Source organism: Microbacterium oxydans, assembly GCF_000956525.1.
Taxonomy (GTDB): domain Bacteria; phylum Actinomycetota; class Actinomycetes; order Actinomycetales; family Microbacteriaceae; genus Microbacterium; species Microbacterium oxydans_A.
The window spans coordinates 215,700-227,272 of record NZ_JYIW01000026.1 but is presented as its reverse complement, the minus strand read 5'-3'; the positions used below and the strand labels follow the sequence as shown (position 1 = coordinate 227,272).

The following is an 11,573-nucleotide window of genomic DNA, read 5'->3' as shown; positions in this document are numbered from 1 at the left end:
GATTATCCTCCGTGCGCGACAATGGACGGGTGACCGAACCGCTCTTCACCATTCCGCTCTGGGCGGACCTGCTCGGCGTCGGCCTCGGCGGAGTGCAGGGCGCGATGTTCGCGTCGGGCTTCCAGGGGCAGCGACGGCTCGACTGGCTCGGCGTCGCCATCATCGGGATCATGATCGGCATGGGCGGCGGACTCATCCGCGACATCCTGCTCGGTCAGACGCCCGCGACGCTGCAGAATCAGTGGTACCTGGTCACCGCCGGTGGAGCAGCGCTGCTCGGCATGCTGCTCGCGGGACTCTTCACCCGACTGAACACGGCGATCGTGGTGCTCGACGCCGTGGTGATCGGGATGTTCGGCGCTTTCGGGACGAGCAAGGCGCTCGCCTTCGGCATCCCCGAGGTGCCGGCTGTCTTCATCGGCGTCTGCGCCGCCGTCGGTGGGAGCGTGCTCCGCGACATGCTGATGGGACTCCCGACCGCGATCATGCACGTCGGCTCGCTCTACGCGGTCGCCGCGGGTGCAGGATGCACGTTCATCGTGATCGCCGTGGCACTGGGGATGCCCATCACGATCGCGGCCGTCGCCGGCATAGCCGTGACCACTGTCATCCGCATCCTCGCGGTCACCTTCGACGTCTCGCTGCCGGAGCAGCGTCGCATCTATCGCCGCAAAGTCGCCGCCGAGACGGGCGCCATCGCGATCGTCAAGCCCTGAGCCCGTCGCACGCTTCGACAGGCTCAGCGACCCACTTGCTGGGTCCCTGAGCCCGTCGAAGGGCCCCAGCGTCAGACGGCCGCGAGCTCCTGCTGGCGCGTGCGGATCGATCGGTTCACGCCCGAGACAATCGCCTTGAGGGATGCCGTCGAGATGTCGCCGTCGACGCCGACGCCCCACAGGCGCTGGTCGCCGACCTGCAGCTCGACATAGGCAGCGGCCTGCGCGTCGCCACCCGCACTGAGTGCGTGCTCGACGTAGTCGTACACCGTGATGTCGAAGCCCTGGCCGCGCAGCACCTCGACGAACGCCGCGACCGGACCGTTGCCGTTGCCGGTCACGGAGATCTGCTGGTCGTCATCGCGCAGCACCACGTCGAGTGCGACGTCACCGGACATGTCGCTGCGGGTCTGGGTCGCGAGCAGTTCGAAACGGCCCCACTTGGCTGCCGTGTCGGCCGCCGGCAGGTACTCGTCGTTGAAGATCGACCAGATCTGCTCGCTGGTGACCTCGCCGCCCTCGGCATCCGTCTTGGCCTGCACGACACCGGAGAACTCGATCTGCAGCTTGCGGGGCAGGTCGATCGCGTGATCGGCCTTCAACAGGTAGGCGACTCCGCCCTTGCCCGACTGGGAGTTGACGCGGATCACGGCCTCGTACGAGCGGCCGAGATCCTTCGGGTCGATCGGCAGGTAGGGCACGGCCCACTCGATGTCGTCGACGGTGACGCCCTCGGCCTCGGCGCGAACCGCCATGGCCTCGAAGCCCTTCTTGATCGCATCCTGGTGCGAGCCGCTGAACGCCGTGAAGACGAGGTCGCCCGCCCATGGGCTGCGCTCCGGCACGGGGAGCTGGTTGCAGTACTCGACCGTGCGCTTGACCTGGTCGATGTCGCTGAAGTCGATCTGCGGATCGATGCCCTGCGTGAACAGGTTGATGCCCAGTGCGACGATGTCGACGTTGCCGGTGCGCTCACCGTTGCCGAACAGGCACCCCTCGATGCGGTCGGCACCGGCCATGTAGCCGAGCTCAGCGGCGGCGATCGCCGTGCCACGGTCGTTGTGCGGGTGCAGCGACAGGATCACGTTCTCGCGGTGCGCGAGGTGACGGCTCATCCACTCGATCGAGTCGGCGTAGACGTTCGGTGATGCCATCTCAACCGTTGCGGGCAAGTTGATGATGACCTTGCGCTCGGGCGACGGCTCGAAGACCTCGATCACCTGGTTGCAGATGTCGACGGCGAACTCGAGCTCGGTGCCCGTGTAGCTCTCGGGCGAGTACTCGTAGAAGACCTGGGTCTCGGGGATCGTCTTCTCGAACCTGCGGCACAGCCTGGCGCCCTCGAGCGCGATGTCGATGATGCCCTGCTTGTCGGTGCGGAAGACGACCTCGCGCTGCAGCACGCTGGTCGAGTTGTACAGGTGGACGATCGCCTGCTTCGCGCCGGCGATCGACTGGTACGTGCGCTCGATCAGGTGCTCGCGCGCCTGTGTCAGCACCTGGATCGTGACGTCGTCCGGGATCAGGTTCTCTTCGATGAGCTGCCGCACGAAGTCGAAATCGGTCTGACTCGCCGAGGGGAAGCCGACCTCGATCTCCTTGTACCCCATGCTCACGAGGAGCTCGAACATCACGCGCTTGCGCTCGGGCGACATCGGGTCGATGAGTGCCTGATTGCCGTCGCGGAGGTCGACCGCACACCAGCGCGGCGCCTCGGTGATGCGGGCATCGGGCCACGTGCGGTCAGGCAGGTGGACGGTGATCTGCTCGTGGAACGGCCGATACTTGTGGATCGGCATCGCGGACGGGCGCTGAGTGTTCTGCATGATTGGGCTTCTTCTCTTCGTCAAGATAAACGGGCCAACACAAGCGCCGCGACGAGGAAGGCCCTAGCTCTTAGGACTCGTCGCGGCAGCTAAGAAGAAGCAGACCGCCGAAAGGCATGTCGTCATGCTAGCAGGGAAGCCCACCCACGTCAGACCGTGTTGAGACGATCCTGCGACGGTTGACACTCCTGAGCATGAGCACACTGCAGCGTCGCCTCGTCTTCGCCTCCGCCGCATCCATCGTCGGGCTCCTCGTCTTGAGCGCCTGCGCCGCCGGCCCTGGCAGCTCCCCAGCCCCGACCAGCACCGGCGCCCCGGTCGGCGCGGGTATCGAGGCTGCGCGCCCTGGTCTGCCGGACGGCAGGGTCATCGCCACCGGCACCGTGATGGATGTCGCCGGCGATGTGCAGCTCTGCCTCGGTGCAGTCGCCGAGTCGTACCCGCCGCAGTGCACCGGCATCCCGCTGGACGCTTGGACGTGGGACGGCGTCGACGGCAGCGAGACCAGCGGCGATACGACCTGGGGAACATATGCCGTGTACGGCACATACGACGGTGAGCGGTACACGAACACCGATCCGCCCATCATGCTCGCCCTGTTCGACCCGATCGCGCCGGCTGATCCCACCGACGGCGTCGACGGCACCACGGACGCCGCCGAGCTCGCCAGCGTGCAGGACGACGTGACGTCTCGCCTCGGGAACGACGCGCTGACCGTGTCGACAGAACGCGGCTACGTCTGGGTGCAGGTCGTGTGGGACGACGGCACGATCCAGGATGCCGCGGATGCCCAGTACGGCGACGATGTGGTCGTGGTGAGCTCGGCGCTCCGGGAGATCGACTGACTCACGGGATCAGCGCGAGCTTGCCACCTGGGTGGCCGGTCGCCAGGAATCGATGGGCGGCGGGCGCCCGGTCGAGCGGGAACGTGCGGGCGACGGGCACGACGAGGTCGCCGTTCTGCGCCAGGGCGGTCAATGCTCCGCGCGCCTCGTCGCGGAACCGCGCGCTGTCGGGCATGGAGCCGGCGATGGCCCGGATGCCGTCGGCCGAGGCCCGTCCGAACGCGGCGATCGTGACGATGCGAGCCCGGTCGGCGACCAGCGCCAACGAGACGTCGACGGCTTCGTCCGTGCCGACAGCGTCGAGCGAGGCGGCGATCGGTGCGTCCGCTGCGTCCCGGATGCGCTTCTCCAGGCCCGACCCGTAGACCACCGGGACGCCCCCGAACTGTCGGACGACGTCGAAGCGGTTCTCGCTCGCGGTGCCGATCACACGGATGCCGCGCAGCCGCGCCTGCTGCAGCACGCTCACGCCAACCGCGCCCGAGGCGCCGTGCAGCACGATCGTCTCGCCCGGTGCGGCTCCGGTGACCGCGAGCATCTCAGCGGCGGTCGTGCCGGCGAGCAGCAGGTTCGCCGCTTCCGGATGCGTCAGCGTCGACGGTTTCGCGAACGCCTTCGATGCCGCCACCGTGATCTCGGTGGCGTATCCGCCGTACACACGGAACGCGATCACCTCGTCGCCGATCACCGCCGGGCCCGATCCGATCGCCGTGTCCGGGCCGATCGCGGTGATCTCCCCCGAGATCTCGTATCCGATCGGTACCGGCAGCGCGAGGTCGTCACGCGGAGCCGCAACGTGTTTGGCATCCGCTGGGTTGACGCCGGCGGCGTGGACACGGATCGTGACCTCGCCCGTGCGGGGCGGAGGCACCTCGTCCTCGACGAACTCCCAGGCCTCCGGCGAACCCCACGTCGGGGCGATCCAGTGTCGTGCGATCATCACGGTCCTGCTTCCGTCATCCGGTCAGCGGGTCAGAACCCGAGCTTGCCCAGCTGCTTCGGGTCGCGCTGCCATTCCTTCGCGACCTTGACGTGCAGGCCGAGGAAGACCCGCGTGCCGAGCAGCTCCTCGATGCCGACCCGCGCTCGCGCGCCGACATCGCGAAGGCGCTTGCCCTTGTGTCCGATGATGATCGCCTTCTGGCTGTCGCGCTCGACGACGATCTGCGCGTGCACATCCGTGAGGTTGCTGTTGTCCTCGCGCACCGACACCTCGTCGATGATCACCGCGATCGAGTGCGGCAGCTCATCACGAACGCCCTCGAGCGCGGCTTCACGGATCATCTCGGCGATGCGGTCCTCGTCGGACTCATCAGTGGTGATGCCCTCGGCGTAGAGCGCTGGGCCCTTGGGCATCAGCGTCAGCAGCTCGTCCGCGAGCACCTCCAGCTGATCACGGGTGAGCGCCGAGAGCGGCACGACCGCTGCCCAGTCCTCACGGAGGGCGTCGACCTCGAGCAGCCGTTCGGTGATCTCGTCGCGGCCAGCCGCATCGGTCTTCGTGACGATCGCGACCTTCTTCGCACGCGGGTACCCGTCGAGCGAAGCCGCGATGCGGCGGTCGCCCGGCCCGACCTTCTCGGTGGCCGGCACGCAGAAGCCGATCACGTCGACGTCGCCGAGCACCTGGTCGACCAGGTCGTTCAGGCGCTCGCCGAGCAGGGTGCGCGGCTTGTGGATGCCAGGGGTGTCGACGATCACGAGCTGCCCCTCAGGGCGGTTCACGATGCCGCGGATCGCCCGCCGCGTGGTCTGCGGCTTCTCGCTGGTGATGGCGATCTTCTCGCCCACGAGGGCGTTCGTGAGTGTGGACTTGCCCACGTTCGGGCGTCCGACGAACGTCACGAAGCCGCTCCGTGTCTGGTCAGTCATCGCGTCCATCTCCCTCATGTTCAGTTGCATCCGTGTCGATGGCCGCTCGTTCGACGAACACCGTGGCGATTCCCCTGCCGCGTCCTCGTGACGCGCCCCCGGTCAGGACCAGGCCATCGACGACCGCGGTCGCACCGGGCTGCGGCACCTGTCCGAGCGCTTTGCCGAGCAGTCCCCCGATGGAATCGACTTCCTCGTCCTCGAGCTCGAGGCCGAACAGGTCGCCGACGTCTTCGAGCGACAGTCGTGCGCTCACGCGATACCGTCCGTCGCCCAGGTCCACGAACTCGGCCGACACCCGATCGTACTCGTCGGAGATCTCGCCGACGAGCTCCTCGATCAGGTCCTCGAGGGTCACGAGGCCCGAGATCCCGCCATGCTCGTCGATCACGAGGCACACGTGCACGGCGTCTCGCTTCATCTGCTGCAGCAGGGTCTCGGCGCGCATCGACTCGGGGACGAAGGTCGCCGGTCGTGCGATCGGACCGATGGATGCCGTGCGCCAGGCGTTCTCGTCGCGGAAGGCGAACTGCACCAGGTCCTTGAGGTACAGCACCCCCACGACGTCGTCGGCCTCGTCGTCGACGACCGGCATGCGAGAGACGCCGCGCTGCAGGAACAGCGACATGGCCTCGCTCGTGGTGGAGGTCGCATCGACGGTGACCATCTCGGTGCGGGGCACCATGACGGCGCGCACGAACTGGTCGGTGAAGTCGAAGACCGAGTGGATCAGGTCGCGGTCGTCAGCCTCGATCAGGTCGTTCGAGGCAGCCTCGTCGACCATGCTCAACAGCTGCTCCTCCGAGCTGAACGAGCTCCGGCCGGTGCCCGGCGTCACCCGGTTGCCGAGCACGACGAGTCCTTGCGCGAGCGGGCCGAGGATCATCCGCACCCCTCGCACGATCGGCGCATTCGCCCGCAGGATGCCGTCGGCGTGCTGCCGACCGAACTTTCGAGGGCTCGCCCCGACCAGCACGAACGAGATCCCCGTCATCAAGACGGCGGCGGCGAGCATCGCCCACCAGATGTTGTCGATCAGGAACATGAACGCGACCGTGACGAGCACCGCGGCGGCGGTCTCGGCGAGCACACGGATGAACGCCACCGCGTTCACATGCGCCTCAGGGTCGGCGGCGATTCGCGCGAGCTGCGCCGCGTTGCGGCCCTCCGAGCCCATCTCCTCGAGATCGGATCGCGAGTTCACGCCGAATGCTGCGTCGATCGCGGCCATCAGGCCGCCGAACGCGACCAGCAGGACCGCGCCGGCGAGGAGGAAGACTGCTGTCATCGGCGGCGTTCAGCCACAGCGAACCCCTGGATCAGCTCCTTCTGCAGCCCGAACATCTCACGCTCCTCGTCGGGCTCGGCATGGTCGAATCCGAGCAGGTGCAGCAGCCCGTGCGTCGTGAGCAGGATCAGCTCGTCCATCAGCGTGTGACCGGCGGCCTGCGCCTGCGTCTCGGCGACCTGCGGGCAGAGGACGATGTCGCCGAGCAGGCCGGGAGCCGTCGGACGGTCTTCGGTGCCGGGTCGCAGCTCGTCCATCGGGAAGCTGAGCACGTCGGTCGGACCGGGCTCATCCATCCACTGCACGTGCAGCGCTTCCATCGCGCCCTCATCGACGAGCACGATCGCGACCTCGGCATCGGCGCTGACGTGCAGCTGCTCGAGGTTGTAGTCGGTCAGTCGCTGCAGCACGGTCTCGTCGACCTCGATGGCCGACTCGTTGTTGATCTCGATCATGAGAGTCCTCGTTTCGGCATCCGGTCGCGGGGTCCGGGTCTGGGGGCGCCGCCTCGACGCTCGGCGCGATTGGCGAACTCCGCCGCCTGCTCGCGCTCGAACCGCTGGGCGGTGCGCTGTTCGTCATACTCGCTGTATGCATCGACGATGCGGCCGACCAGCGAGTGGCGCACCACGTCTGCACTCGTCAGGCGGGAGAAGTGGATGTCATCGATGTCGCTCAGCACTCGGGTCACTGTTCGCAGTCCGGAGGCGCCGGCCGGAAGGTCGACCTGGGTGATGTCGCCGGTGACCACCATGCGCGTGCCGAACCCGAGCCGGGTCAGGAACATCTTCATCTGCTCCGGCGTCGTGTTCTGCGCTTCATCGAGCACCACGAAGGAGTCGTTGAGCGTGCGGCCGCGCATGTACGCGAGCGGCGCGACCTCGATCGTCCCGGTGGCCATCAGGCGCGGCACGATCTCGGGGTCCATCATCTCGTTCAGCGCATCGTAGAGCGGGCGCAGGTACGGATCGATCTTGTCGGTCAGGGTGCCGGGCAGGAACCCGAGCCGCTCCCCCGCCTCGACGGCTGGACGGGTGAGGATGATGCGCGTGACTTCCTTGCGCTGCAGTGCCTGCACGGCCTTCGCCATCGCGAGATACGTCTTGCCGGTACCGGCCGGGCCGATGCCGAACACGATCGTGTTCTCCTCGATCGCGTCGACGTACTCCTTCTGACCGAGGGTCTTCGGACGGATCACCTTGCCGCGCGTGGTGAGGATCGCTTCGCCGAGCACCTCGCTCGGACGAGGGCCGCCCTCCACCCTGAGCATGCGGGCGGAGCTGGCGACGTCACTCGGTGCGAGGTTCTGGCCGGCTCTGGTCATCTCCAGAAGCTCGTCGACCAGCTGCCTGGCCTTCACGACATCAGCGCGTGTTCCGCTCAGCGTGATCTCGTTGCCCCGCACGAGCACCTGGACATCGCCGTGCTCCTTCTCGAGGATGCGCAGCAGACGATCCTGCGGTCCGAGCAGCTGCACCATCGCGACGCCATCGACGGCGATCCTGTCGACGGCCTCGGGGGCCGGACGGTTCAGTGTGCGCTCCTGCGGCTCACGGGCTTCGCCGTCGTCCGGAGTGATGTTCACGGGCATGTCGTGGTCAGGCACCGACGCTCTTCTCGGTCAGTCCGCCGCCGAGGATGTGCGCGTGGACGTGGAAGACGGTCTGTCCCGCATTCGCGCCCGTGTTGAACACGAGGCGGAAGTCGCCGTCATCGGTGTGCTGCGCCGCCAGCTCCTTCGCGAAGGCGATGAGCTCGGCGAGCAGCGCGGGATCGCCGGCGGCCAGCTCGGTGACATCGCCGTATTCGGCGGTCTTCGGAATGACCAGGAGATGCACCGGAGCCTGCGGCGCGATGTCGCGGATCGCGAAGAGACGCTCGGTCTCACCGACGATCTCGGCGGGGATCTCACCGTTCAGGATGCGCGTGAAGATCGAGGTGTCCGTCATGAGTCCAAGTCTACTGATCGGTGCAGACACGCGGCCGTCGAGGATGCTTCGACAGGCTCAGCACGCCGATAGCTCGTCTCCTGCGCGTGTCGAAGGGTCCCGGAACCGAGCGAAGGCGTCACCACCGGCCGAGGGCGACCGAGAGCACCGCGATCGCCGCAGGGCCTGCCGTCGAGGTGCGCAGCACGGTGTCGCCCAGGAGGACGCGTTCGGCACCGGCATCCGTCAGCCTGGCGAGCTCCTCCGGCGTGATGCCGCCCTCTGGGCCGACGACGAGCACGAGGTCTCGGCCGTCCGGCGCGACTTCCGACAACCGCGTCTCGGCGGTCGGGTCGAGCAGGAGCAGTCGTTGGCTCGCCGCGCGCGTCGCGAGCTGCGCGGTCGACACCGGAGCCGCGACCTGGGGCACCCAGGCCCGGTGCGCCTGCTTCGCCGCCTCTCGCACGATCGACGCCCATCGCTCTCGGCCCTTCACGGCCTTCGAACCCTCCCAGCGCGAGATGCTCCGGCTCGCCTGCCACGGCACGATCTCGTCGACGCCCAGCTCACATGCCGCCTGCACGGCGAGCTCGTCGCGATCGCCCTTCGCCAGGGCCTGCACCAGCACGATGCGCGGCACCGGTGCCGGCTGCGCCGTGCGCTCGGAGATCCGCACGTCGACCTGTGACGGCGACACCGCCTCTGCGACGCCGCTGAGCCAGACTCCGGCCCCGTCGCCGATCGTGATCGCTTCGCCCACGCGCAATCGCCGGACGACCGCTGCGTGCTTCGCCTCGGCCCCGGTCAGCGACACGAGGTCGCCGACCGCGGCATCCGACGATGATTCGACGAGGAAGTGCAGCGCCATGGATCAGTGCGAACGGAAGCGGTCGCGGAGCTTCGAGAACAGCCCCTGCTGGAACTGCGCGAGCTGCGGCTCCGGCGCCTTGGCCTTCTTCGCGAAGTCCTCGATCAGGGCACGCTGTGCGGAATCGAGCTTGGTCGGCGTCACCACCTGCACACCGACCCGGAGGTCTCCGCGCTGCGAACCGCGCAGCGGCGTGATGCCTCGCCCCTTGATGGTGAGCACATCACCGGACTGCACACCAGCACGGATCTCGAGGTCCACCGCACCGTCGAGGCCCTGGATCTCGGTCTCGGTGCCGAGGATGGCGTCGGTCATCGACACCTCGAGCGTCGCGAGCAGATCGTCGCCGTCCCTGCTGAACGCGGGGTGCGGATTGACCGTCACCTCGACGTACAGGTCGCCGTTCGGGCCACCGGCCTTCCCGACCTCGCCGGAGCCGGGGAGCTGCAGACGCAGTCCGGTCTCGACGCCGGCCGGGATGTCGAGCGACACGGTCCGACGCGAACGGACACGACCCTGGCCGCCGCAGGTGCCGCAGGGGTACGGAATCGTGGTGCCGTAGCCCTCGCACGTGCCGCAGGGCTGCGAGGTGACGACGTTGCCGAGCAGGCTGCGCACCTGGCGCTGCACGTGACCGGAGCCGCCGCAGATGTCGCAGGTCACGGGTGACGTGCCCTCCTGGCAGCAGGAGCCCTGACAGGTCTCGCACAGCACAGCGGTGTCGACCTCGATGTCGCGATGCGCGCCGAACACGACGTCGCCGAGGTCGAGGGTCACGCGCACGAGCGCATCCTGGCCGCGCTCGCGGCGGGAGCGAGGGCGTCCACCGCGTCCGCCACCCTGGGCCGCGCCGAAGAACGTCTCGAAGATGTCCCCGAAGCCGCCGAACCCGCCGAAGTTGCCGGCGGCACCGTCTCCGCCGCCCATGTCGTAGCGCTGACGGGAATCGGAGTCGCTCAGCACGTCGTACGCGTGCGTGACGAGCTTGAACTTCTCCGCGGCATCCTCCCCCGGGTTCACATCCGGGTGCAGCTGCCGGGCCAACCGTCGGTAGGCCTTCTTGATCTCGTCGATGGACGCGTCCCGGGACACCCCGAGAACCTCATAGTGGTCCGCCACAATCGCCTTTCTGCGTGTGTTCGTGTGGGGAGCCGCGTCAGCGGCTCGCCTCGTCTTCGTCGAGCATCCGCGTGAGGTAGCGGGCCACAGCCCGCGCCGCGGCGAGATTGCTCGGGTAGTCCATGCGCGTCGGCCCCATGACGCCGACGCGCGCCATGCCGCTGGGAGCGGCGTAGTTGCTGGTCACGATCGACGCCTCGCCGAGTCCGAACGACGCGTTCTCCGTGCCGATGCTCGCGGCCAAGCCGTGTTCATCGGTCACCATCTCGCTCATGAGTCGCAGGAGGGTGACCTGCTCCTCGATCGCCTCGAGAAGCGGGTGGATGCTGCCGCGGAAGTCGTGTTCGCGGCGCGCCAGGGTGGCCGCACCCGCCATCACGAGGCGCTCCTGCCGGAACCCGCCCAGCTCGTCCATGACGACGCCAGCGAGCGTGCGGAGCGCCCGCTCGCTGGGTAGTTCCTCACCGTCGAGCAGCGACTGCAGGCGGTCGGATGCTTCGCCGATCGCCCGACCGGTGATCAACTCCGACATGCGGGCACGGAGCAGCGCGAGCCCGGTCTCGTCGACATCGACCCCGAGCTGGGCGATGCGCTGGGAGACACCACCCGCATCGGTGACCAGCACGATCAGCAGCCGATTCGGCGCCAGCCCGACGAGTTCCACGTGCGTGACTCGCGCACGTGCGAACGACGGGTACTGGGCGAGCGCGACCTGACCGGTCAGCTGGGTCAGCACGCGCACGGTCCGCACCATGAGGTCGTCGAGGTCGGCCGGTGTGCCGAGGAAGGACTCGATCGCCGAGCGCTGCGCCGTCGACAGCGGGCGGAGCTGTGCGAGGTGGTTGACGAAGACGCGGTAGCCCTTGTCGGTCGGGACGCGACCTGACGATGTGTGCGGCGCGGTGATCAGCTCTTCATCCTCGAGCAGCGCCATGTCGTTGCGAATGGTCGCCGCGGAGACGCCGAAGGAATGCCGGTCGACGATGGAGCGGCTTCCGACGGGCTCATGGGTCTCGACGTAGTCCTGCACGATCGCGCGGAGAACCTGGAGTCCTCGATCTGTGACCATCGCCTTCCCTTCCGCTGGCACTCGGACGTTCAGAGTGCCAAT

The 11,573-nt window shown here is 68.0% G+C and carries 12 protein-coding genes; 2 read left to right on the top strand and 10 right to left on the bottom strand.

The features are described 5' to 3' along the window. Positions 1 to 29: 29 nt before the first annotated feature. Positions 30 to 716 carry a trimeric intracellular cation channel family protein gene (locus RS83_RS13635; RefSeq protein WP_045280070.1) on the top strand — a complete coding sequence of 229 codons (687 nt, stop codon included), beginning with the start codon at positions 30 to 32 and terminating at the stop codon, positions 714 to 716. Between the two features lie 71 nt (positions 717 to 787). Here RS83_RS13635 and leuA read toward each other — a convergent pair whose 3' ends face one another. Beyond that, positions 788 to 2,542, bottom strand: coding sequence for a 2-isopropylmalate synthase (gene leuA / locus RS83_RS13630; RefSeq protein WP_045280069.1), 1,755 nt, complete (start codon positions 2,540 to 2,542; stop codon positions 788 to 790). Positions 2,543 to 2,736: 194 nt separating this feature from the next. Here leuA and RS83_RS13625 point away from each other — a divergent pair, with 194 nt between their 5' ends. Continuing rightward, positions 2,737 to 3,387, top strand: coding sequence for a hypothetical protein (locus RS83_RS13625; protein ID WP_052679122.1), 651 nt, complete (start codon positions 2,737 to 2,739; stop codon positions 3,385 to 3,387). A gap of 1 nt (position 3,388) precedes the next feature. Here the strand turns inward: RS83_RS13625 and RS83_RS13620 are convergent, their stop codons facing one another. From RS83_RS13620 to hrcA, 9 genes are all read right to left on the bottom strand, one after another. Continuing rightward, on the bottom strand, positions 3,389 to 4,327 hold the full coding sequence (locus tag RS83_RS13620) for an NADP-dependent oxidoreductase (protein ID WP_045280068.1): 939 nt from the start codon (positions 4,325 to 4,327) through the stop codon (positions 3,389 to 3,391). Between the two features lie 32 nt (positions 4,328 to 4,359). Continuing rightward, complete coding sequence (era, locus tag RS83_RS13615; protein WP_045280836.1) at positions 4,360 to 5,259, bottom strand: GTPase Era; 900 nt, start codon at positions 5,257 to 5,259, stop codon at positions 4,360 to 4,362. Beyond that, complete coding sequence (locus tag RS83_RS13610; RefSeq protein WP_045280067.1) at positions 5,252 to 6,547, bottom strand: hemolysin family protein; 1,296 nt, start codon at positions 6,545 to 6,547, stop codon at positions 5,252 to 5,254. Before RS83_RS13610 ends, era begins: the two co-directional genes overlap by 8 nt. Beyond that, a complete protein-coding gene (gene ybeY, locus RS83_RS13605; RefSeq protein WP_045280066.1) occupies positions 6,544 to 7,002 on the bottom strand; it encodes an rRNA maturation RNase YbeY in 459 nt (152 codons plus the stop codon). Before ybeY ends, RS83_RS13610 begins: the two co-directional genes overlap by 4 nt. Continuing rightward, entirely contained in the window at positions 6,999 to 8,027 is a 1,029-nt protein-coding gene (locus RS83_RS13600) for a PhoH family protein (protein WP_230113839.1), read from the bottom strand. The genes ybeY and RS83_RS13600 overlap by 4 nt, the downstream gene beginning before the upstream one ends. Positions 8,028 to 8,145: 118 nt before the next feature. Further along, on the bottom strand, positions 8,146 to 8,496 hold the full coding sequence (locus tag RS83_RS13595) for a histidine triad nucleotide-binding protein (protein WP_045280065.1): 351 nt from the start codon (positions 8,494 to 8,496) through the stop codon (positions 8,146 to 8,148). A gap of 118 nt (positions 8,497 to 8,614) precedes the next feature. Continuing rightward, complete coding sequence (locus RS83_RS13590; RefSeq protein WP_045280064.1) at positions 8,615 to 9,343, bottom strand: 16S rRNA (uracil(1498)-N(3))-methyltransferase; 729 nt, start codon at positions 9,341 to 9,343, stop codon at positions 8,615 to 8,617. Positions 9,344 to 9,346: 3 nt separating this feature from the next. Beyond that, the gene (gene dnaJ / locus RS83_RS13585) at positions 9,347 to 10,462 is read right to left on the bottom strand and encodes a molecular chaperone DnaJ (protein WP_045280063.1); all 1,116 of its coding nucleotides are present in this window, start codon (positions 10,460 to 10,462) and stop codon (positions 9,347 to 9,349) included. 37 nt (positions 10,463 to 10,499) lie between these two features. Continuing rightward, positions 10,500 to 11,531 carry a heat-inducible transcriptional repressor HrcA gene (gene hrcA, locus RS83_RS13580; RefSeq protein WP_045280062.1) on the bottom strand — a complete coding sequence of 344 codons (1,032 nt, stop codon included), beginning with the start codon at positions 11,529 to 11,531 and terminating at the stop codon, positions 10,500 to 10,502. Positions 11,532 to 11,573: the final 42 nt, after the last annotated feature.

Excerpts from the sequence above, each read along its gene's own strand:
- leuA (WP_045280069.1), bottom strand. The coding sequence starts at position 2,542 with ATGCAGAACACTCAGCGCCCGTCCGCGATGCCGATCCACAAGTATCGG.
- RS83_RS13625 (WP_052679122.1), top strand. The coding sequence starts at position 2,737 with ATGAGCACACTGCAGCGTCGCCTCGTCTTCGCCTCCGCCGCATCCATC.
- RS83_RS13620 (WP_045280068.1), bottom strand. The coding sequence starts at position 4,327 with ATGATCGCACGACACTGGATCGCCCCGACGTGGGGTTCGCCGGAGGCC.
- era (WP_045280836.1), bottom strand. The coding sequence starts at position 5,259 with ATGACTGACCAGACACGGAGCGGCTTCGTGACGTTCGTCGGACGCCCG.
- RS83_RS13610 (WP_045280067.1), bottom strand. The coding sequence starts at position 6,547 with ATGACAGCAGTCTTCCTCCTCGCCGGCGCGGTCCTGCTGGTCGCGTTC.
- ybeY (WP_045280066.1), bottom strand. The coding sequence starts at position 7,002 with ATGATCGAGATCAACAACGAGTCGGCCATCGAGGTCGACGAGACCGTG.
- RS83_RS13600 (WP_230113839.1), bottom strand. The coding sequence starts at position 8,027 with ATGGTGCAGCTGCTCGGACCGCAGGATCGTCTGCTGCGCATCCTCGAG.
- RS83_RS13595 (WP_045280065.1), bottom strand. The coding sequence starts at position 8,496 with ATGACGGACACCTCGATCTTCACGCGCATCCTGAACGGTGAGATCCCC.
- RS83_RS13590 (WP_045280064.1), bottom strand. The coding sequence starts at position 9,343 with ATGGCGCTGCACTTCCTCGTCGAATCATCGTCGGATGCCGCGGTCGGC.
- hrcA (WP_045280062.1), bottom strand. The coding sequence starts at position 11,531 with ATGGTCACAGATCGAGGACTCCAGGTTCTCCGCGCGATCGTGCAGGAC.